This window comes from Zhihengliuella salsuginis (assembly GCF_014651715.1).
Classification (GTDB): Bacteria; Actinomycetota; Actinomycetes; order Actinomycetales; family Micrococcaceae; genus Zhihengliuella; species Zhihengliuella salsuginis.
On record NZ_BMXK01000002.1, the window covers coordinates 63,678 to 84,695 of the forward strand.

Genomic DNA, 21,018 nt, shown 5'->3' on the forward strand with positions numbered 1-21,018 from the left:
ACCCACGCGTCGCAGACAGTCTCCGTGTGGCATAAAACACATAATAGCCAAAGAGTCTGCAAGGGTTGTTGAGAATTGGCTATGGTAGATCCGTTATGCCCTCAGCCCACCGAAAGTGGAAGGACCTGTGGCCGGCGAACGCTGAGAGCAAATCCGGCCATATCGACTTATGAGCACACCTGAATCAACGCGAGACCTACTTCAAGCACTCCACAAAATCACCAAGCGCAAGCAGCGCCCACCGCGCGAAAAGGGCCTCGACAAGCTGATCTTCGGCATCGCCGGCGTTCTGGCGGTCGCCTTCGTCACCTGGGGTTTCGTTTCCCCTACTGGCCTGAGCAACGTTGCGGGCGTCATGTTGAACGGGACGATCAGCAACTTCGGTTGGCTTTTCATCGTCGCCGCGTCGTTCTTCCTGATATTCGTGATCGTCGTCGCAGCGAGCAAGTTCGGCACAATCAGACTCGGCAAGGACGATGAGGTTCCGGAATTCCGGACCTCCTCCTGGATCGCGATGATGTTCGCCTCCGGCATGGGTATCGGCCTGGTGTTCTACGGCGTGGCCGAGCCCCTCTGGTACTACATGGCGCCGCCGCCCCGAACAGTCGATGCACAGACCTCCGAGGCGATGCTGACGGCCATGGGCACCACGATGTTCCACTGGGGCCTGTACCCGTGGGCCATGTATGCGATTGTCGGCCTCGGCCTGGCGTACGGCACCTTCCGCCTCGGCCGCAGCCAGTTGTTCTCCTCGATGTTCGTGCCCCTCTTCGGCCAGAAGGCCGTCAACGGCATCGGCGGCAAGATCATCAACATCCTCGCGATTCTCGCGACGCTCTTCGGATCTGCCTGCTCGCTCGGCCTCGGAGCCATCCAGATCGGCGGCGGCATCCAGTCGGTCGGACTCATGGAGTCCATCGGAACGTCGACGCTGGTCGTCATCATCGCGGTCCTCACGGCGGGCTTCGTCGCCTCGGCGGCTTCCGGCATCGCCAAGGGCATCCAGGCGCTGTCCAACATCAACATGGTCCTGGCGATCCTGCTGGCCGCGCTCGTCTTCATCGGCGGCCCGACGCTGTTCATCCTGAACGTCCTGCCGAACGCGCTGGGCTCCTTCATCGCCGACCTGCCGACCATGGCTTCGCGGACTGCCGCCTCCGGTGGCGAGGAACTCGAAGCCTGGATGTCGTCCTGGACGATCTTCTACTGGGCCTGGTGGGTCTCGTGGACCCCGTTCGTCGGCCTCTTCATCGCCCGCATCTCCCGCGGCCGCACCATCCGCCAGTTCGTCACGGGCGTTCTCGTGGTCCCGACGGTCATCTCCCTCATCTGGTTCTCGATCATGGGCGGCGGAGCCATCGGGATCCAGCAGCGCGCCGAGCAGTCCGGCGGGGTCATCGAACCCATCGTCAACATGGTCGAGGGTGCGCCGGACCTCAACTTCGACACCGCGCTGTTCGATTTCATGCTGCATCTCCAGGTTCCGACGTGGCTGTCGGTGACCATGATGATCATCGCGGTGGTGCTGATCGGCATCTTCTTCATCACGAGCGCCGACTCGGCGTCGATCGTGATGGGCACCCTGTCTGAGAACGGCTCGACCGAGCCGAGCCGCCGGACCGTGATCTTCTGGGGCATCGCCGTGGGAGCCGTGGCCGCGGCCATGCTCCTGGCCGGGGGCGACGACCCGGCCGCGGCATTGACCGGCTTGAAGAACATCACGATCGTCTCGGCTCTGCCGTTCCTGATCGTGATGCTGCTGCTCTGCGTCTCGCTCTGGAAGGATCTGTCGCAGGATGCGGTGGTCCTGCAGGGGCAGCTGGCGCGCCAGGTCCTCGCGGACACGGTCGCCACGGCCGTGGACCGCTACGACGGCGAGCCGTTCGAGATCCACACGCTGGAGGCCAACACCGACGAGCAGGAAGCAGTTTCCGGCTCGGACGGCTCCTCGTCCGAGAGCATCAGGAACTCCTAGGCTCCCGAGCCGCCGTCAGCCGGTGGCCTCCTCCCCAGCACAGGGGAGGAGGCCACCGGCTTTTCGCGTCACTGGCCGGCCGCACGCTGCGTGCGCGCGTCCTCCGGGTCGCGCCACCGGCGGAGTGCGGCGACGCCCGGCCCGGGCAGGGCCGTTGCCGGGGAGAACGACGGCGGGGTGCCGCCCTGGTCTCCCAGGGCGGCACCCCGCCGTCGTTGCTGTCTGAAGAACTTAGACGCCGTAGTAGAGCTCGAACTCATACGGGTTCGGGCGCAGCGACAGCGGCTTGATCTCGAACTCGCGCTTGTACTCGATCCACGTGTTGATCAGGTCCTCGGTGAACACGTCACCGGCGAGCAGAAACTCGAAGTCCTCCTCGAGGGCGTCCAGCGCCTCCTCCAGCGAAGCGGGGGCGATCTGGATGCCGGCGGCCTCTTCGGCCGGCAGCTCGTAGAGGTCCTTGTCGATCGGCGCGGCCGGCTCGATGCGGTTCTTGATGCCGTCCAGGCCGGCCAGCAGCTGCGCGGCGAAGGCCAGGTACGGGTTGGAGGAGGCATCGGGGGCGCGGAACTCGATGCGCTTGGCCTTCGGGTTCGAACCGGTGATCGGGATGCGGATGCCGGCGGAGCGGTTGCCCTGCGAGTACACCATGTTCACCGGGGCCTCGTAGCCCTTGACCAGTCGCTTGTACGAGTTCACCGTCGGGTTGGTGAACGCCAGGACGGCCGACGCGTGCTTGAGCAGGCCGCCGATGTACCAGCGGGCCACATCGGAGAGGCCGGCGTAGCCCTTCTCGTCGTAGAACAGCGGGACGCCGTCGGACCACAGCGACTGGTGGCAGTGCATGCCGGAGCCGTTGTCGCCGAAGATCGGCTTGGGCATGAACGTGGCCGACTTGCCGAAGGCGTCGGCGACGTTCTTGACGATGTACTTGAACTTCAGGATGTCGTCGGCCGAGTGGGTCAGCGTGTTGAACTTGTAGTTGATCTCCGCCTGGCCGGCGGCACCGACCTCGTGGTGGGAGCGCTCGACCTCGAGGCCGGCGGCGTCCAGCTCGACGCAGATGGCATCGCGCAGGTCGGCCTGCTTGTCGGTCGGGGAGACCGGGAAGTAGCCGCCCTTGACGGGGGTCTTGTAGCCCTGGTTTCCGCCGGCCTCGGCGCGGCCGGTGTTCCACGGCGCCTCGTCGGAGTCGACCTTGTAGAAGGAGCCCTCCGGCTTGGACTCGTACTGGACGTTCTCGAAGATGAAGAACTCTGCCTCGGGGGCGAAGAATGCGGTGTCGGCGATGCCGGTCGAGGCGAGGTAGGCCTCGGCGCGCTCGGCCACGCCGCGCGGATCGCGGTGGTACGGCTCGCCGGTGCGCGGGTTGATGATGGAGAAGTTCATCGCCAGCGTCTTCTCGACGCGGAAGGGGTCGACGAAGGCGGTGCTCACGTCGGGGATCAGCTGCATGTCCGAGTCGGCGATGCCCTGGAAGCCGCGGATGGAGGAACCATCGAACAGCTGGCCGTTGACGAAGAAGTCCGCATCGACCGTCTTGGCAGGGACGTTGAAGTGCTGCTGCACACCCGGCAGGTCGGTGAATCGGATGTCGACGAATTTCACTTCTTCGTCGGCAATGAACTTGAGGACTTCGTCTGGATTCTTGAACATCTAGAACTGCTCCTTGGTGTGCATTCAACGTCGGCAAGCGAGGCCCGACGTCTCGGATGTTTTGTCCCCGAGATTAGTAGCAACCCTAACTATTCGGCGTTACCCGCTGGTGACGCAATTGTTTCCGGGGTGTTACGCGGCCCCGGAAGGCCGGTGATTCCGGGCCTCGTGCGGCGTCAACCCAGCCGGGCGCGGTAGTCTGGAAAGCGTGGAAAGAAGAGACTTGGGTTCGTGGCTCGAAGGCCCGCCGCAACTGCACGCAGACGAATGGCCCGGCAAGACTTTGGGGCGCCCGGAGTCCGGGCCGGGCAGCATCGCGAGGATCGGCACCCGACTGGTGGCGATCTGCATCGACTGGGGACTGTCGATGCTGGTCTCGTTCATCTTCTTCGATGGCGACGCCTTCGCGAACCTGACCGTCTTCGCGGCCTCGACGCTGCTCTTCGTCAGCGTCACGGGCCACACGGTGGGACACCGCGTCATGGGTATGCAGGTCCAGCGGCTCGACGGCTCGGCGGTCCGCCCGCTGGACGGGGTCCTGAGGACGCTGCTCATGTGCCTGGTCGTCCCTGCGTTCATCTCCGACAAGGATCAGCGTGGATTGCACGACCGGATCCGCGGGACCATCCTGGTGCGGACGCGCTAGCGACCTCCTGGCAGACTGGCAGAACAAAAGGGGGCCTTCCGCAATGGAAGGCCCCCTTTCTGATCTCCGGAGACGGGCGGGCGTCCGCTACCGGCCGCGACTGGAGCGGCGGTCCGGGCGGGCCCGCATCGGGTCGATGCCCTTGGGGACCGGGAGCTTCCCGGTGCCCAAAGCGTTCAGCCGGCGGTCGACGGCGTGGACCTCGGTCTTGTTGAGCTTCTTCGGAAGCTTCTTCATCTTCTTGGCCACGTCGCCGAGCTTCGTCTGCCCCTCGCCGGAGCCGGCGTTGATGACGTGGATCGGGACGTTGGGAAGCACGCGCGACATGCGTCGACGCTCACCGTCGACCAGCGTCTTGACACGACCCGTCGGACCTTCGGTCACGAGGACGACGCCGGCCCGGCCGATGGCCATGAACACCAGATCCTGGGTTCGCGGGCTGACGGCGATCGGCTCTTCCTTGATGTTCCAGCCGCGCTTGAGAACGCTCATGGCGGCACCGGCGGCGCCTTGACGGCCCTCGATCTGGGCGAAGGCCGCGGTCTCCGCCTTGCGGGAGAGTACGATCACGGCCAGCAGCAGGCCGATCGGGATGGAGATCAGGAGCAGGGTGACCCAGTTGTTGATCAACAGGCCCACGACGAGCCCCACGGCGACGACGCCGAGGAATACGAGGGCCATCCACCAGACGACGCTCGGGTCGTAGCGGCGGGTCATCTTGAACACCTGGGCGATTTGCTTCAGGCGCCCGGGTTCCTTGTTTGCCTTCTCTTCCTTGGGCTTGCGTTTGAAGAGGCCGCGCTTCTGCGGCTCCTGTGCGGATGCGCTGTTGGAGGTGTTGGCCATAATGGCTTAATTCTACGTGATCTCCCGGCCCTTCTTTGTCATCGCTTCGCGCCACAGCGTTCCGGCCCGGTACGACGAACGCACGAGCGGCCCGCTCATGACGCCCAGGAAGCCGATTTCCTCGGCCTCCTGCTTCAACTCCACGAATTCCTGCGGCTTCACCCAGCGGTCCACCGGCAGATGACGCTCGCTGGGGCGCAGGTACTGCGTGATCGTGATCAAGTCGCAACCTGCGTCGTGGTGGTCCTGAAGCGCCTGCGAGACCTCTTCGCGCGTCTCGCCCATGCCGAGGATCAGGTTCGACTTGGTGATCATCCCGCGGTTGCGGCCGTGCGTCAGCACGTCGAGCGAACGCTCGTAGCGGAAGGCAGGGCGGATGCGCTTGAAGATGCGCGGGACGGTCTCGACGTTGTGGGCGAAGACCTCGGGGGCCGAATCGCAGATCTCGTCGAGGTAGTCCGGGTTGCCGGAGAAGTCGGGGATGAGCAGCTCGACGCCCGTGTCAGGGTTCATCCGGTGGATCTGGCGGACGGTCTCGGCGTAGAGCCACGTTCCCTCGTCCTCGAGGTCGTCGCGTGCCACGCCGGTGACGGTCGCGTAGCGCAGCTCCATCTTCTTGACGCTGGAGGCCACCTTGAACGGCTCGGCGCGGTCGACGGGCGCGGGCTTGCCCGTGTCGATCTGGCAGAAGTCGCAGCGCCGGGTGCATGCCGAGCCGCCGATGAGGAACGTCGCTTCGCGGTCCTCCCAGCACTCGAAGATGTTCGGGCAGCCCGCCTCCTGGCAGACCGTGTGGAGCCCCTCGGACTTCACGAGGTTCTTCAGCTCCAAGTACTCCGGGCCGATGTTGACCTTCGCCTTCATCCAGTCGGGTTTGCGCTCGACTGGGGTCGAGGCGTTGCGCTGCTCGATGCGGAGAAGGCGGCGGCCTTCGGGGGCCAAGGTCATGCGGGTACTCCCTGGGTGGTGGGTTCAGTGGAGGCGGCCTTGTGGGCCGACTCCGGAGCCAAGGCTGCGGGCAGCAGCCGCTCGAATTCTTCTTGGACGCGCTCGACGATGTCGCTCGGCTTCACGTCGCGTCCGATTTCGTCGCTGATGGTCGTGACGGACGCGTCGGTGATGCCGCACGGGATGATCCGGTTGTAGGCGGCGAGCGAGTTGGAGCAGTTGAGAGCGAAGCCGTGAAGCGTCACGCCCTTGAGCACGCGGATGCCGATTGCGGCGATCTTCCGGTCCTGGGCCCCGGCGGTCCCCAGAACCCAAACGCCTGCCCGTCCCTCGACGCGGGTGGCCTCGATGCCGTAGTCGGCGACAACCTTGATGAGGACCTCCTCGAGCCGCCACACGTAGTCCTTCACAGCACCGCGGTTCGCGAGCGGGATGATCGGGTAGGCGACGAGCTGGCCCGGTCCGTGCCAGGTGATCTTGCCTCCGCGGTCCACGTCGACGACGGGGGTCCCGTCGTGCGGCCGGTCGATCTCCTCGGTGCGCTTGCCGGCCGTGTAGACGGAGGCATGCTCCAGCAGCAGGACCTCTGGGGACCGCTCGCCGGCGAGGACTTCGGAATGGATGGTTCGTTGAAGGTCCCAGCATTCGCTGTAATCAACGAATTCGGGGTCGAGACCGAGTCGTCGGAAAGTCAGTGACATGTGCGACAGCGTACGCGGGGGGCGGTGACGATGCCACTCAGATAACGCCATGGCCTGTGGATAACCTCGGAGGGGGTCAAAAAACCAGATAGAACTGTTGTATGGCGAGAAACGACCCGACACAGCCGCCCGCTCCGGCTCCGGCCGATAGAGTCGGTGAGATGACAGAAGACTTCAACGAAGCGAGCTTCTCGGACGCCCTGCGGGGCGGTACCGCGGCTGTCGAGATCGTGCGTCGAATCGGTTCCGGGGCCACCGGGACCGTCTACGAGGTGCGGCGCCCGGGGGAGGAGAGGAGCTGTGCGCTGAAGGTCGCGACGGAATCGCCCGACGGTCTCCAGGTTCGCCGTCGCGAGGCCGACGCCCTCCAGTCGCTGCGCCACGACCACCTGGTCGAAATGCACGGGTGGGCGTCCTCCGAGCAGGGGCTCGGCCTGTTGATGGAGTACCTGCCCGACGGGACGGCACAGCAGCTGATAGCGCGGAAAGGGGCTGTCTCGCCGGGCGCGGCTGTGACTCTGGTCGCCCCCATCGCCGCCGCGCTGGCGTACCTGCACGAGCAGGGAGCCGCCCATGGTGATGTCACCCCGGGCAACATCCTCTTCACAGCCGAGGGGCGGCCGAAGCTCGGCGAACTCGGATTCTCCGCATTGCTCGGGCGGAGCGACCTTCCCACGCGGCACCCCGGCTTCACTGCGCCGGAGGTGCGCGATCCCTCCGCCGACAAGCACGCTGCCGATGAACGCAAGGCGGACGTCTATGCCCTGGGGGCATTGATGCGGTTCGCGCTGACAGGGGCGGGGCACGATGCCGCATCGGGCCGGCGCGCCCTGCCCAGCCTGCCGGAAGAGGCGTCGAACCTGCTCGAGCGGGCGCTCGACGTCGACCCGGGGCGTCGCCCGACGGCCGAGGAGTTCTGGATCGGCATCTTCGCTGCGGGGGAGCCGCAGCCCCTGGATCTGGCCGACTCGCCGAGCAGGACGGCGGCGACCGGGGCGTCCGAACCGGTGCCCGGAGTTCCGGCGCAGCCAGCACAGCGCCGGTCTGCACGGCGAGCGGCGGTTGGGCGCCCCGGAGCCGACGGGCGCGCCGGGCGCCGCTGGAAGACCGGTGCAGTGGCCGCGGGCGTCGTCGTTCTGGCCGCGGCCTCGATCGCGTGGGCGGCCGGCAACGGCGTTCTGACGACGGACACGACCGGCTCAGGAGCTACCGCGGAAAACGGAGGCCGGTCCACCTCGAGCAGCAGTGCGCCTGCCCCCGAGACGTCGTCGCAGACAGTCCCGGCGGGTGTCGCGGACATCGTCCAGACCCTCGCCGAGCGGAGGAGCGAGGCGCTGACGCAGCTGTCTCCGGACCTCCTGGCCGACGTCTACGCCTCGGAGGAGGCCGCATCGGCGGATAGGGAGGTCATCGACGCCCTGGTCGCACAAGGCCGCCGCTACGAGGGCCTGTCCATCACCATGAGCGACGCAGTGGTACTGGCGCAGGACGACGACGGGCAGCGCGTGCGGGTCCTGAGCCGCATCCTGCCCTATTCCGTTGTCGACGAGTCCGGCGCCCAGGTGGAGACGGTCGCGGAAGCGGAAGAGCAGGACCTGATCCTCCAGCTGCGGAGCACGGCGGACGGGTGGAGGATCGCGTCGCTCGAAGCCGCCGACGGGCAGTAGCCTCCAACGAGAAGTGGCCGCCCCCGAAGGGACGGCCACGCCATGATCCGGCGTCGTACTCCGGACGATGCGGAATCAGGACCAGAAGACGGCCAGAGCGACGTTGACGAGGGAGAATCCGCCCACGGTGTGGGCGATGCCCTTCGGGACGTCCTCGCCCTTCTTCATCTTCTTGCGGCCGATGATCGCGGCGACGAGCACGGCGATCAGCAGGATGAGCTTCACGCCGATCTTGGCGTGGTTCACGGGGTCGGTGCCCATCTCCGCGAGCACGGTCAGCGCGAGGCCGGTCGCCAGCTGGACCCAGGCGCCGATGAACTGCCAGGTGCCGACGGTCGGCGTCTTGAAGGCCGCCAGCCAGCCGCCGACGAGCGCGGCGGCACCGAGGATGTGGAAGAAGACCAGGAGAGTGTGCAGGAAGTCCATGCACCCAGTCTAAGGTACTTCGACGCTGTGTCGAAAAGCGGGGGGAGCCGCGGATCGGCAATCGTGGGACGGGCATGGAAGCAGAAACGCCGGTGGGCGGCCACTCGCAGGAGTGGCCGCCCACCGGCGCTTGCGGATCCAGGCGCGCGGGCCTCTAGAGGCCGAGCTCGCCTTCGAACGCGCCACCTTCGAGTCGCGCCTTGAGCGTCTGCAGGAAGCGTCCCGCATCTGCGCCGTCCACGAGTCGGTGATCGTAGGTCAGCGACAGGTACATCATCTGGCGGATGGCGATCGTGTCCTCGCCGTCCGTGGTGACGACGACGGGGCGCTTGACGATCGCGCCCGTGCCGAGGATGGCGACCTGCGGCTGGTTGATGATCGGGGTGTCGAACAGTGCGCCGACGGATCCGATGTTCGTGATCGAGAACGTGCCGCCCGAAAGCTCGTCCGGTCCGATCTTGCCGTCGCGGGTGCGTGCCGCGACGTCGGCGATCTTGCCGGCCAGTCCGGCCATGTTGAGGTCGCCGGCATCCTGGATGACCGGGACGAGGAGGCCCTTGTCGGTATCGACGGCGACGGCCAGGTGCTCAGCACCGTGGTAGGTGATCTCCTGCTTCTCCTCGTCGTACTCGGCGTTGAGCTTCGGGTGCTGCTTGAGAGCCTCGGTGACGGCCTTCCCGATGAACGGAAGGTAGGTCAGGTTCGTGCCGTTGACGGCCTTGAAGTTGGCCTTGGCCGCCGTCCGCAGTTTCGCGATCCGGGTCATGTCGACTTCCTGAACCTGCGTCAGCTGGGTCGAGACGTCGAGCGATTCGCGCATGCGGCGGGCGATGACCTGGCGGATGCGCGGTGCCTTCGCCGTCGTGCCGCGAAGCGAGGAGACCTCGACCTTCGGCGCGGCCGGAGCGCTGGCCGCCGGTGCAGCTGCGGCGGGAGCCGCAGCCGGCTCAGCGGACTTCTTGGAGGTGATGGCCTCCTCGACATCCTGCTTGCGGATGCGGCCGCCGACGCCGGTGCCCTTGACCGAGCTCAGGTCGATGTCGTTCTTGTTGGCCAGCCGGCGGACCAGCGGCGTCACGTAACCGTCGTTGGACGAATCCGATGCAGCGGGAGTCGCGGCAGCAGCCGGAGATTCCGCCTTCGGAGCCGGAGCGGCTTCCTTGGGGGCTTCTTCCTTCGGGGCCTCCTTCTTCGGCTCCTCTTCCTTCGGAGCCGGAGCGGCTTCCTTCGGCTCCTCTTCCTTCTCGGACTCGGCGGGCTTCGGCGCCTCCGGCTCGGAGGACGCGGCCGGCGCCGAGCCCGAACCGATCAGGGCGAGAACCGCACCGACCTCGGCCGTGTCGTCTTCGCCGACGCGGGTCTCGAGCAGCGTGCCGGCCACCGGGGACGGGATCTCGGTGTCGACCTTGTCGGTCGAGACCTCGAGCAGAGGCTCGTCGACGGCGACTTCGTCGCCGACTTCCTTGAGCCAGCGGGTGACGGTGCCCTCGGTCACGGATTCGCCCAGCGCGGGCAGCGTGACCTCGGTGGCATCGCCCGATCCGGCCGGAGCGGATTCCTCGGCGGGTGCCTCCTCGGCGGGGGCCTCTTCAGTCGAAGCAGCGGGTTCCTCGGCGGGAGCCTCCTCGGACGGCGTTTCCTCGGCGGGCGACTCCTCTTCGGCGGCCGGGGCCTCCGACTCGTCGGAGTTGGCGCCGGAACCGTCGCCGATGCGCACGAGCGGCGCGCCGACCTCGGCCTCGTCGTCTTCGCCGACGAGGATCTCTTCGATGACGCCGGCAACAGGCGACGGGATCTCGGTATCGACCTTGTCGGTCGACACCTCCACCAGCGGCTCGTCGACCTCTACACGGTCGCCGACGGCCTTCAGCCAGCGGGTAACGGTACCTTCGGTGACACTCTCACCGAGGGCGGGCAAGTTCACGGTTTCAGACATTTCGTCCCCGTCCTCCTATGGACTTGAATCTAGATCACGGCCGACGGCGCGGTGGGAGCGGCCTCAAACGACTATTTGCGAGCTTAGTGCACCTGACGGCCGGGGCGCCGCCTGCGATCGTCGAGATGACGGGAGCAGGCGACGCGCCGCCGCGGTGCGCTCCACGGCTGTCAGCCGTGCAGCGGCTTGCCGGCCAGAGCCAGGGCTGCTTCGCCGATCGACTCGTTCTGGGTCGGGTGCGCGTGGATCAACGGGGCGAGATCCTCCGGGTAGGCCTCCCAGTTCACGATCAGCTGCGATTCGCCGATCTGCTCGCCGATGCGGCCGCCGATGCCGTGGACGCCGACGATGGGGCCGTCCTTGACGCGGACGAGCTTGATGATCCCGCTCGTGCCGAGGATGGAGGACTTGCCGTTGCCGGCCAGGTTGTACTCCTGCGTCTCGATGGCGTCCTTGCCGAACTTCTCGGCCGCCTTCGGCTCCGAGTAGCCCACCGACATGATCTCCGGTTCGCAGAAGGTGACCTTCGGGATGTTGACGTCCTCGACGACGACCGGGTTGAGGCCGGCGATCTCCTCGGCGACGAAGATGCCGTGCTGGTAGCCGCGGTGCGCGAGCTGCACGCCCGGGACGATGTCGCCGATGGCGTAGATGTTGCCGACGCCCGTGTGCAGCCGCTCGTTCGCGGTCACGAAGCCACGGTCCATGGGGACGCCCTGCTCCTCGTAACCGAGCCCCTCGGTGACGGGTCCGCGGCCCACGGCGACGAGCACGATGTCGGCCTCGAACGTCTTGCCGTCGGACAGCGTGACCTTCGCGGCGTCGTCGTTCTGCTCGACCTTCTCGAAGAAGGTGCCGGTGTTGAACTTGATGCCGCGCTTCTTGAAGGCGCGTTCCAGGTTCTTGATGATGGAGGGGTCCTCGTTCGGGACCAGGCTCGGCAGGCCCTCGACGATGGTGACGTCGACGCCGAAGGACTTCCAGACGGACGCGAATTCCACGCCGATGACGCCGCCGCCGAGGACGATGGCGGACTTGGGCAGCGACTCCATGTTGAGCGCCTCGGTCGAGGTCAGGATGCGACCGCCGATCTCGATGCCCATCGTCTTGGCCGTGGAGCCGGAGGCGAGGACGATGTTCTTGCCCTTGTAGGGGACACCATCGACGTCGATGGTGTCCTGGCCGACCAGACGGCCGGAGCCCTCGATGACCGTGACCTTCTTCATCTTCAAGAGACCGGTGAGGCCCTTGAACTTGCCGGCGACGACGCCGTCCTTGTACTCGCGGACCTTGGCCATGTCGATCGACTCGAGTGCCGTGTTGATGCCGTACTTGGCGCCCTCGCGTGCGTTCTCCGCCAGCTCAGCGGAGTGCAGGTAGGCCTTGGTGGGAATGCAGCCGGTGTGCAGGCACGTGCCGCCCACCTTTGCCTTTTCGATCAGTCCGACGGACAGGTCGAGCTGTACGGCGCGCAGTGCAGCCGAATAGCCGGCGCTGCCGCCGCCGAGGATCAGGACGTCAAACTCTTGCGCTGTTGCCGTGTCGGCCACTTGAACGCTCCCTCGCGATGTGATGGGCTCCCGAGGATTCGGGAATTGCTATGGGGAAACCGGCAGTGACGGTCGTCGCCACCAGTTCATTGCGGTGTTCTGTCATGAAGTACCTTAGCCGGAATACACCCTTGCTGGCATACGGCCAGGACACAAGAGAAGCCCATCACGTCGTAAAAGAATGCGCAGTGACGGGCTTCTCGTGCGGATTCACCTCGTGTTGTGAGATGCGGCGCGCCCGCGTGTGATCCAGCCGCCGTCGTCGGCGTCCGGAGTCGGACGTCCGCGCAGGTCAGTCTGCGAGGGACTCCGCGTAGCCGACCAGAGTGCGGACCATGGTGCCGGTGCCGTTCTTCGGCGTGTACCCGAAGGCGCTCGAGTCGTTGAACGAGGGTCCGGCGATATCGATGTGCGCCCAGGGGATCCTCCGGCCGTCGACCTCGCCGACGAACTCCTGCAGGAACACCGCGGCGGTCATCATCCCTCCGAAACGCTCGCCGATGTTGGCGAGATCGGCGACCTCGGAGGCGATCGAAGGCCGGAGCTCCTCGGGCAGCGGCATCGGCCAGGCGGCCTCGCCCGCGGCGTCGGCCGCGTCCTTGAGCGCGTCGCGGACCTCGGCGTCGCCCATGAGGCCGGTCGTCCGGCGGCCGAGGGCGACCATCTGGGCGCCGGTCAGGGTGGCGATGTCCAGGACGACGTCGGGCTTCTCCAGGCTGGCGGCGGCGAGACCGTCGCCCATGACCATGCGGCCCTCGGCATCGGTGTTGAGGATCTCGACGGTCTTGCCGTTGAACATGGTGACGACGTCGCCGGGGCGGGTCGCGGAGCCGGAGGGCATGTTCTCCGCCAGGCACAGCCAGACCGTGACCTTCACCGGCAGTCCCAGCTCGGCGACGGCGAGGACCGTCTGGAGGGCCGTCGCCGCACCGGCCATGTCCGATTTCATGTGGTGCATGTTGGAGGCGGGCTTGATCGAGATGCCGCCGGTGTCGAAGGTGATGCCCTTGCCGACGATGGCCAGATGCTTCTTCGGCTTGGACGGCGAGTACTCCACCTTGACCAGACGCGGGGGGCGTTCGGAGCCGCGCCCGACGCCCATGATGCCGCCGTAGCCGTCCTTCTCGAGGCGCTTCTCGTCGAGCACGGTGACCTTCAGGCGGTGGGCCTTCGCGCCGTCGTAGGCGGCCTGGGCGAACGTCTCCGGGTAGAGGATGTTCGACGACGTGTTGACGAGGTCGCGCACTGCGCGCACCGCCCGTCCCACGACGGCAGCCCGCTTGAAGGCGGCGGGGAGCGCCGCGTCGACGGCTGCGTCCGTGGCGACGATGCCCTCGGCCAGCACCGTCTCGTCGGATTTCGACGAGCGCAGCGATTCGAAACGGTAGGCACCGAGCGCGATGCCCTCGGCCACCGCCGCCGCCGCGGCGACATCCGCTGCCGGAAGCGCGAACAGGATCTTCTCGAGACCCGTCACCTGGCGGGCGACGGTGCCCGCCGCGCGGCGCACGGTCTCGGTGTCGACCGAGCCGTCGGCGACCTTGCCGAGGCCCACGGCGATGACGACGTCGGCCTTCGTGCCCTCACCGGCGGGCAGGCGCACGATCTCATCGGATTTGCCCGTTGCCCCGGCGAGGCGCAGTGCGCGCTCGAGCTCAGCGGTCTCCGCCTTCGACAGCGGCGACGCGACGAGGTGCGGCGCATCCTTGGCCGGGTCCTCGGCGGCGGCCACGCCCACCACGAGGGCGTCGGCGGCGAGACGTTTGATGTCGGTTGAAACGGCCGTTAGTTTCAGGTCGCTGCTAGTGATCACGAAAGCTGAAATCCTTAATGCCCAGCGCGGGCCCATCCGCTGCTGAACGCTCATCGGACCGCTGCTGGGAGGCGGCCCGAAACTATTTAATGGGTCCTTTGCATCGTAACGCCTGCCACACCGGAGATGGTGCGATCCCGCTAAACTTGGCGGGTTGATTCGCCGCTGGGCGAAATCGGGGCCGCCCGCCCCGGGGAACAAATGCCGTCGCCGGACGGTTGACGTATGCGGGCTCCACCGGAGACCCGCTGAGTGCTGCGAGAGGAGAACACGTGCTGGATCCACTGTCGCTGGTCCGTCTGAACGACGAGGTGGCCGACGACGTCTCACTGCAGGGACGGGACCTGATCATCGCTCTGGACGGCCATGCCGACGCCGGACACGTGATGCGACAGGTCCGCGGTGTCCTCCTCGAAGAGCTGGATGCCGAACTCGTGGCGTCCTTCGACGCCGACCAGCTCATCAACTACCGCGAGCGCCGGCCGCAGATCACCTTCCTCGGGGACCACTTCACCGCCTACCAGCGGCCGCGGATCGAGCTCTACGCGCTGACCGACGGACTGGGCACGCCCTTCCTCATGCTGACCGGACCCGAACCCGACTTCCAGTGGGACAGGTTCGCCGCCGCCGTCGTCCGCTTGGCGACAGCCCTGAACGTCCGTCTGGTCGCCTCCTTCACCGGCGTGCCGATGCCTGTGCCGCACACCCGGCAGCTCGGCGTCACGGTCTACGGGAACCGCCCCGATCTGGCCGAGGGGGTGACGACCTGGAACCCGACCGCGGAGGTACCCGCGTCGGCGGCCCACCTGATTGAGCTCGAGCTCGCGCAGCGGGGGCGCGATGTTGTCGGCTTCACGCTCCACGTGCCGCACTACCTCGGCGACGCGGAGTACCCGCAGGTGGCCGTGGCCGCACTCGAGCACCTGGGTGCCGCCATGGGGCTCGGCCTGCCGACGGACCGCCTGCGGGAGGCCGGGCGCAACGTCGAGGAGCAGATCGAGTCGCAGGTCGCCGGTTCGCCGGAGATCCAGCGGATGGTCTCGAAATTCGAGGAGCGCTTCGACGAGCACGTTCCGCAGCAGCAGCGCCGTTCGCTGCTGCTGGGGGCGGGGGAGCCGATGCCCGATGCCGAGGACCTCGCCGAGGCTGCCGAAGCCTATCTGTCGGGCCGGCGCGCCGAAGACGGCTGAGGTCGACGGCGGGTGGCCGCGACTGTCCGTCCACAGCAGCGGAGGCAGGCTACGGTATCCACAATCCCTCGCCGGGGCCTGAGCAGCCGCTGACCGGCCCGGCAGGGTGTGGGTATGACGAACCCACAAGCATCCCCTGACCCCGCCGTCGACTGCCTGTCCGTGTCCGATTCGGCCAATGTGCTAGCCCTGGTTCCGCACCTGCTCGGCTTCGAGCCCGAGCGTTCGCTGGCGCTGCTGCTGCTCTCGGACAAGCGCCTCGTGGCGACCCTCCGCGTGGATCTGCCGCGTCCGCAGGCCGACGGGACCACAGCGGAGTCCGACGATCTCGAGATCTCGGCCCGGGTCGGCCGTCTCGTCGATCCGCTCGACGACGTCGATTCCGTACTCCTCGTGGCCTACGGCGACCGTCCGACCGGCGGGCCCGACCTCCCCTACGCCCGCCTGCTTGATCACCTCGGCATCACGCTGGCGCTGGAGGGTGTGGGGATCGTCGGCGCCTGGTACGTCGGGGGCGGACGCTGGATCCACTACGGATGTCAGAGGCCCGAGTGCTGCCCTGCGGACGGGAATCCGGTCGACGGGCTGGAAGCGACCGAGGCCAACGCGGAGATGACGTTTCGCGGGAGCGCGCCCAAGGCCGGCGTCTGGGATGGGACCAACAACGAGGTCTGGCCGGACGCGGCGCGGGTCAGGGAGATCGTCGCCGGCTGCCTCGGAGGCGAGCTCCCGCACGCGACCCTGCGGCAACTTCTCGGACGCTGGGAGCTCCTGCTCTCGATGCCGGCCGAGGCTGCCGTCTCGGCGCTCCGGCAGGACGCGGTGCTCACGGGCGCGGTCGTGGCCGGGCTGCACCGGTATCAATCGCGGAACATGCTCCTGGCGATGGCCGCAGGCGTCAGCGCCTACGCCGATATTCCGCGGGAGGATGGCGACCTCGGATACGATCCGGACGACTTCGAGCAGCTCATGGAGGATTCTCACCGGCTGGCGCAGCGGTCAGTCGACTTCATCGTCGGGGACGCCGAGGTCGCGCCCGACTGGCACCGGCTGGACCGGCTGTGGAACCTCGCCTATGAGCTGATTCCCGCGACGGACGGACGCGACCGCTCGTCGCTGCTCACGATGATGGCGTGGATGGAGTGGGCCCGCGGCCGGAGCACCGCCGCGCAGGCACTGCTCGAGCGCAGTGGGGGACTGGAGCGGCAGGACGATCTCGCGCTGATCGCCACGACCATGATGAACCGGGGCGAATTCGCCTCGTGGGTCCAGGACCGGGGCCGCGCCTGGCGCCCTCTGGAACATCGACGGGCGGCCTAGGCTGGGAGCCGATCCGGCCCCGGCCCGCCCGACCTGTTGAACGCACTCCATGGCTTTTCGTGAGACAATGTAACCCGAGACCCCGTTGGGTCCGTGTTTCCGGTTCGCGCCTTCTCGCAAGAGGGGCACGCAATTTCCAGCTTCTTCACAGAAATTGGGAACACCGGAGCGGTTGCAGGCGTTCGACAGTACGAAGGCCCTGCGACCGGGCCGCCGTGTGCGGCCAACCGGACTTGACAGGGTCATAGTGGCGTTACCCACCGGGAGACTCCACGGATCACACGTGAGGAAGGTAATTCGTGCCAGCAACCGAGACCAGTTCTCAGGACGCCCGTTCGCGGGATCAGCAGTCGGCGCCAGCCGTCGAGTCGGACGCACCTCAGGAAGAGGAGCTGACGCCGCAGCAGAAGGCGGCCCGCACCCGGGCGCGCAAGAAGGCCTCTGCGGAGACCTCGGGCACCGCGCCGAAGCGGGCGACCAGGGCGAAGAAGCCTGCGGCCGCTCCGATCGAGGAGCCAGCTCCCCAGGCGGAGGGCGACGCGGAGGCGGACGGGCAGAAGCCGGCCGCCGACGCCAAGGGCAAGGACGGCAAGCCTGAGGAGGAGAGCCGCGGATTCGTCCTGACCACGGATGAAGACGACGCGCCGCAGCAGCAGGTGCTCGTCGCCGGCGCCACGGCCGACCCCGTGAAGGACTACCTCAAGCAGATCGGCAAGGTCGCCCTGCTGAACGCGGAGCAGGAGGTCGACCTCGCGCTGCGCATCGAAGGCGGCCTGTTCGCGTCGCACAAGCTCGCCCAGGGTGGCGAGAAGATGGACAAGCGCCTGCGCTGGGACCTGGAGCAGGTGGTCCACGACGGCAAGATCGCCAAGAACCACCTCTTGGAAGCCAACCTTCGCCTCGTCGTGTCGCTGGCCAAGCGCTACACCGGGCGCGGCATGCTGTTCCTGGACCTCATCCAGGAGGGCAACCTCGGTCTGATCCGCGCCGTCGAGAAGTTCGACTACACCAAGGGCTTCAAGTTCTCCACGTATGCCACCTGGTGGATTCGCCAGGCGATCACGCGTGCCATGGCCGACCAGGCGCGCACCATCCGCATCCCGGTCCACATGGTCGAGGTCATCAACAAGCTCGCCCGCGTCCAGCGTCAGATGCTGCAGGATCTGGGCCGCGAGCCCACCCCGGAGGAGCTCGCCAAGGAGCTCGACATGACGCCGGAGAAGGTCGTCGAGGTCCAGAAGTACGGCCGGGAGCCGATTTCCCTCCACACGCCGCTGGGCGAAGACGGGGACTCGGAATTCGGCGATCTGATCGAGGACTCCGAGGCCGTCGTGCCCGCCGACGCGGTCAGCTTCACGCTGCTGCAGGAACAGCTGCACTCCGTGCTGGACACACTCTCCGAACGGGAAGCCGGCGTCGTCGCCATGCGCTTCGGCCTCACCGACGGACAGCCGAAGACTTTAGACGAAATCGGCAAGGTCTACGGTGTGACGCGGGAGCGAATTCGACAGATAGAGTCCAAGACGATGTCCAAGCTGCGCCACCCGTCCCGCTCGCAGGTCCTGCGCGACTACCTGGACTAGAGAACCCGGACGGTCTCGGCACGAGTCCGGTGGCCCGGCCCCTCTCCGGGGCCGGGCCACTGGTCGTTTCCGGCCGGGTGCCAGCAAGCGGGTGGAGCCCACTGGCCGAAACGCACTTCGGGGCCGGCCCCGAAGGACCGGCCCCGAAGGACTGGGTTCTAGCTGCTCCGGAGGCCGGACGCGTCTTAGTCCGCGTCCTCGAACACCGGCTTCTCGTGGAGCTTGCTGGACTCGTCCTGCCACTCCGTCGTCTGCGGACGGAGCTTGGACTCCACCTCGCGCGCGTGGTGTGCACAGAAGAGCAGCTCTCCGCCCGAGGTCGCCAAAACCGCGCGTACGTAAGCTTGGGCCCCGCAGCGATCGCAACGATCCAACGCGGTGAGACCACGTGTTGCCACTGAAGTTGCATTCATGACGACCTCCTCAATATCGGTAGTATCCAATACAACCAGTTCCGCGGCCCGAATCATCGCTATTGGGGCGGTCTTTCGCTCACCGCGTAGCCGCACATCGCCGGGAATACGGGCCCGCACGGGCCGCCTGCGGCGAGCCACCCGGGTCCGCACGACTGCGCGGAGTAGGGTTGAGGGGACCATCGCCGACCGCGTATCGACGCAGATCCCGAGGAGTTGCAGCCGCGTGGCACCTAGTTCCGAGTACAGCGCACGACACCTTTCCGTCTTGGAGGGTCTGGAGGCCGTACGCAAGCGCCCCGGTATGTACATCGGATCCACCGACTCGCGCGGACTCATGCACTGCCTCTGGGAGGTCATCGACAACTCTGTCGACGAGGCCCTGGCCGGCCACGGCCAGAACATCCAGATCATCCTGCATCCGGACGACTCCGTGGAGATCTGGGACGACGGCCGCGGCATCCCGGTCGACGTCGAGCCGCGAACCGGGCTGAGCGGCGTCGAGGTCGTCTTCACGAAACTCCACGCCGGCGGCAAGTTCGGCGGCGGTTCCTACACGGCGTCCGGCGGCCTCCACGGAGTGGGCGCCAGCGTCGTCAACGCGCTGTCCTCCCGACTGGACGTCGAGGTCGACCGCGGTGGGAAGACGTACCGGATGCAGTTCCGCCGCGGCGAACCGGGCCGGTTCGCGGACAGCGGCAAGCCGAAGCCGTCTGCGGATTTCGCCCCCTTCGTCGAAGGATCACAGCTCGACGTCGTCGGCAAGGCCAAGCGCGGAGTCACCGGCACGCGCATCCGCTACTGGTCCGACCACCAGATCTTCACGCGCGACGCCAAGTTCTCCTACGAGGAGCTGCAGAGCCGCGCCCGCCAGACCGCCTTCCTCGTGCCGGGGCTGCGGATCGAGCTGCGCGATGAGCGCCGCCTCGCCGGGACGCCCGGTGCCGACGGCCCTGTCAGCGAGGTCTTCCACCACGACGGCGGCATCTCAGAGTTCGTCGAGTACCTGGCGCCCGACGCTGCCGTGACGGATATCTGGCGTCTGCACGGAACCGGCACCTTCACGGAGTCCGTGCCGGTCCTCGACGACAGCGGGCACAGCCAGATCACCGACGTCGAGCGCGCCTGCGAAGTCGACATCGCGCTGCGCTGGGGCGTCGGCTACGACACGACGAACCGGAGTTTCGTCAACATCATCGCCACCCCCAAGGGCGGCACCCACCAGACCGGGTTCGACCAGGCTCTGCTGAAGACGTTCCGCAAGCACATCGAGGCCAACGCGCGCCGGCTGAAGGCGGGCAACGACAAGATCGAGAAGGACGACGTGACGGCGGGGCTCACGGCGGTCCTGACGGTCCGCCTGGCCGAGCCGCAGTTCGAGGGCCAGACCAAGGAGGTCCTCGGCACGTCGGCGGTGCGCCAGATCGTCTCCAAGGTCGTCGAGAAGTCGCTGCAGGAGAAGCTGAACTCCCGCGCGCGCAACGACAAGCAGCAGTCGACCCAGCTGCTCGAGAAGGTCGTCAACGAGATGAAGTCGCGCATCTCCGCGCGCGTGCACAAGGAGACCCAGCGCCGGAAGTCGGCCCTCGAGGGTTCTTCGCTGCCGACGAAGCTGGCCGACTGCCGCAGCAACGACGTCGAGCAGTCCGAGCTCTTCATCGTCGAGGGAGACAGCGCGCTCGGCACGGCGAAGCTGGCCCGCAGCTCGGACTTCCAGGCGCTGCTGCCGATCCGCGGCAAGATCCTGAACGTGCAGAAGGCCTCCGTGGGCGACATGCTCTCCAATACGGAGTGCGCGGCCCTCATCCAGGTCATCGGCGCCGGCTCCAGCCGCAGCTTCGACCTGTCGGCGGCGCGCTACGGCAAAGTCATCCTGATGACCGACGCCGATGTCGACGGCGCCCACATCCGCACCCTGCTGCTCACCCTCTTCTTCCGCTACATGCGACCCATGATCGAGGCCGGACGTGTCTTTGCCGCGGTTCCCCCGCTGCACCGGGTGGAGGTTGTCAACCCGGGTTCGAAGAGCAACGAGATGGTCTACACCTACTCCGAGTCCGAGCTCTACCGCGTGCTCGACGGGCTCGAGGCCGCAGGCCGGAAGTACAAGGAGCCGATCCAGCGGTACAAGGGCCTCGGCGAGATGGACGCCGAGCAGCTGGCCGAGACGACGATGGATCCGCGCCACCGCACGCTGCGCCGCGTCAACATCGACCACGCCGAGCAGGCGGAACGGGTCTTCGAGCTGCTGATGGGCAGCGATGTGGCCCCGCGCAAGGAGTTCATCATCACCGGATCGGAACGTCTGGACCGCGAGCAGATCGACGTCTGACGCCGCCCGGATCCCT

The 21,018-nt window shown here is 67.1% G+C and carries 16 protein-coding genes; 7 read left to right on the forward strand and 9 right to left on the reverse strand.

The features are described 5' to 3' along the window. Positions 1 to 169: 169 nt before the first annotated feature. The gene (locus IE069_RS02380) at positions 170 to 1,975 is read left to right on the forward strand and encodes a BCCT family transporter (RefSeq protein ID WP_189348522.1); all 1,806 of its coding nucleotides are present in this window, start codon (positions 170 to 172) and stop codon (positions 1,973 to 1,975) included. A 231-nt stretch (positions 1,976 to 2,206) separates the two neighbouring features. Here IE069_RS02380 and glnA read toward each other — a convergent pair whose 3' ends face one another. After that, a complete protein-coding gene (gene glnA, locus IE069_RS02385; protein ID WP_189348523.1) occupies positions 2,207 to 3,631 on the reverse strand; it encodes a type I glutamate--ammonia ligase in 1,425 nt (474 codons plus the stop codon). Positions 3,632 to 3,854: 223 nt separating this feature from the next. On the opposite strand from glnA, the gene IE069_RS02390 reads away from it, so the two are divergent. Beyond that, positions 3,855 to 4,277, forward strand: coding sequence for an RDD family protein (locus tag IE069_RS02390; RefSeq protein ID WP_229790900.1), 423 nt, complete (start codon positions 3,855 to 3,857; stop codon positions 4,275 to 4,277). Between the two features lie 87 nt (positions 4,278 to 4,364). On the opposite strand, the gene IE069_RS02395 is transcribed toward IE069_RS02390, so the two are convergent. The 3 genes from IE069_RS02395 to lipB are packed head-to-tail and all read right to left on the reverse strand — an operon-like array spanning position 4,365 to position 6,772. Then, positions 4,365 to 5,123, reverse strand: a complete 759-nt coding sequence (locus tag IE069_RS02395; protein WP_189348524.1) for a DUF4191 domain-containing protein — start codon at positions 5,121 to 5,123, stop codon at positions 4,365 to 4,367. A gap of 12 nt (positions 5,124 to 5,135) precedes the next feature. Further along, positions 5,136 to 6,071, reverse strand: a complete 936-nt coding sequence (gene lipA, locus IE069_RS02400; protein ID WP_189348525.1) for a lipoyl synthase — start codon at positions 6,069 to 6,071, stop codon at positions 5,136 to 5,138. After that, positions 6,068 to 6,772 carry a lipoyl(octanoyl) transferase LipB gene (gene lipB, locus IE069_RS02405; RefSeq protein WP_189348526.1) on the reverse strand — a complete coding sequence of 235 codons (705 nt, stop codon included), beginning with the start codon at positions 6,770 to 6,772 and terminating at the stop codon, positions 6,068 to 6,070. Before lipB ends, lipA begins: the two co-directional genes overlap by 4 nt. A gap of 161 nt (positions 6,773 to 6,933) precedes the next feature. On the opposite strand from lipB, the gene IE069_RS02410 reads away from it, so the two are divergent. After that, positions 6,934 to 8,439, forward strand: a complete 1,506-nt coding sequence (locus tag IE069_RS02410) for a serine/threonine-protein kinase (protein WP_189348527.1) — start codon at positions 6,934 to 6,936, stop codon at positions 8,437 to 8,439. A gap of 75 nt (positions 8,440 to 8,514) precedes the next feature. On the opposite strand, the gene IE069_RS02415 is transcribed toward IE069_RS02410, so the two are convergent. From IE069_RS02415 to IE069_RS02430, 4 genes are all read right to left on the reverse strand, one after another. After that, a complete protein-coding gene (locus tag IE069_RS02415) occupies positions 8,515 to 8,865 on the reverse strand; it encodes a hypothetical protein (RefSeq protein ID WP_189348528.1) in 351 nt (116 codons plus the stop codon). Positions 8,866 to 9,019: 154 nt separating this feature from the next. After that, positions 9,020 to 10,801, reverse strand: coding sequence for a 2-oxoglutarate dehydrogenase, E2 component, dihydrolipoamide succinyltransferase (gene sucB, locus IE069_RS02420; protein WP_189348529.1), 1,782 nt, complete (start codon positions 10,799 to 10,801; stop codon positions 9,020 to 9,022). 170 nt (positions 10,802 to 10,971) lie between these two features. Continuing rightward, a complete protein-coding gene (gene lpdA / locus IE069_RS02425; RefSeq protein WP_189348530.1) occupies positions 10,972 to 12,351 on the reverse strand; it encodes a dihydrolipoyl dehydrogenase in 1,380 nt (459 codons plus the stop codon). 292 nt (positions 12,352 to 12,643) lie between these two features. Beyond that, positions 12,644 to 14,164: a leucyl aminopeptidase gene (locus IE069_RS02430; RefSeq protein WP_189348531.1), complete on the reverse strand. Its 1,521-nt coding sequence runs from the start codon at positions 14,162 to 14,164 to the stop codon at positions 12,644 to 12,646. A 272-nt stretch (positions 14,165 to 14,436) separates the two neighbouring features. Between IE069_RS02430 and IE069_RS02435 the strand changes: the two genes are divergently transcribed. The 3 genes from IE069_RS02435 (at position 14,437) to IE069_RS02445 (ending at position 18,257) form a co-directional block, all read left to right on the forward strand. Next, a complete protein-coding gene (locus IE069_RS02435; RefSeq protein ID WP_189348532.1) occupies positions 14,437 to 15,354 on the forward strand; it encodes a proteasome assembly chaperone family protein in 918 nt (305 codons plus the stop codon). A 114-nt stretch (positions 15,355 to 15,468) separates the two neighbouring features. Beyond that, positions 15,469 to 16,674: a DUF4192 domain-containing protein gene (locus IE069_RS02440; protein WP_189348533.1), complete on the forward strand. Its 1,206-nt coding sequence runs from the start codon at positions 15,469 to 15,471 to the stop codon at positions 16,672 to 16,674. 299 nt (positions 16,675 to 16,973) lie between these two features. Continuing rightward, on the forward strand, positions 16,974 to 18,257 hold the full coding sequence (locus IE069_RS02445) for an RNA polymerase sigma factor (protein WP_189348534.1): 1,284 nt from the start codon (positions 16,974 to 16,976) through the stop codon (positions 18,255 to 18,257). A gap of 185 nt (positions 18,258 to 18,442) precedes the next feature. Here IE069_RS02445 and IE069_RS02450 read toward each other — a convergent pair whose 3' ends face one another. Further along, positions 18,443 to 18,670, reverse strand: coding sequence for a DUF7455 domain-containing protein (locus IE069_RS02450; RefSeq protein ID WP_189348535.1), 228 nt, complete (start codon positions 18,668 to 18,670; stop codon positions 18,443 to 18,445). A gap of 226 nt (positions 18,671 to 18,896) precedes the next feature. Between IE069_RS02450 and IE069_RS02455 the strand changes: the two genes are divergently transcribed. Next, positions 18,897 to 21,002 (forward strand): DNA gyrase/topoisomerase IV subunit B, encoded by a 2,106-nt coding sequence (locus IE069_RS02455; RefSeq protein WP_189348536.1) that lies wholly within the window; start codon positions 18,897 to 18,899, stop codon positions 21,000 to 21,002. The last annotated feature ends 16 nt before the right edge of the window (positions 21,003 to 21,018 follow it).

What these genes read in the sequence shown, in the direction of transcription:
- lipB (WP_189348526.1), bottom strand. Translation starts at nt 6,772, where the DNA reads ATGTCACTGACTTTCCGACGACTCGGTCTCGACCCCGAATTCGTTGAT.
- IE069_RS02415 (WP_189348528.1), bottom strand. Translation starts at nt 8,865, where the DNA reads ATGGACTTCCTGCACACTCTCCTGGTCTTCTTCCACATCCTCGGTGCC.
- IE069_RS02395 (WP_189348524.1), bottom strand. Translation starts at nt 5,123, where the DNA reads ATGGCCAACACCTCCAACAGCGCATCCGCACAGGAGCCGCAGAAGCGC.
- IE069_RS02440 (WP_189348533.1), top strand. Translation starts at nt 15,469, where the DNA reads ATGACGAACCCACAAGCATCCCCTGACCCCGCCGTCGACTGCCTGTCC.
- lipA (WP_189348525.1), bottom strand. Translation starts at nt 6,071, where the DNA reads ATGACCTTGGCCCCCGAAGGCCGCCGCCTTCTCCGCATCGAGCAGCGC.
- IE069_RS02450 (WP_189348535.1), bottom strand. Translation starts at nt 18,670, where the DNA reads ATGAATGCAACTTCAGTGGCAACACGTGGTCTCACCGCGTTGGATCGT.
- glnA (WP_189348523.1), bottom strand. Translation starts at nt 3,631, where the DNA reads ATGTTCAAGAATCCAGACGAAGTCCTCAAGTTCATTGCCGACGAAGAA.
- IE069_RS02380 (WP_189348522.1), top strand. Translation starts at nt 170, where the DNA reads ATGAGCACACCTGAATCAACGCGAGACCTACTTCAAGCACTCCACAAA.
- sucB (WP_189348529.1), bottom strand. Translation starts at nt 10,801, where the DNA reads ATGTCTGAAACCGTGAACTTGCCCGCCCTCGGTGAGAGTGTCACCGAA.
- IE069_RS02410 (WP_189348527.1), top strand. Translation starts at nt 6,934, where the DNA reads ATGACAGAAGACTTCAACGAAGCGAGCTTCTCGGACGCCCTGCGGGGC.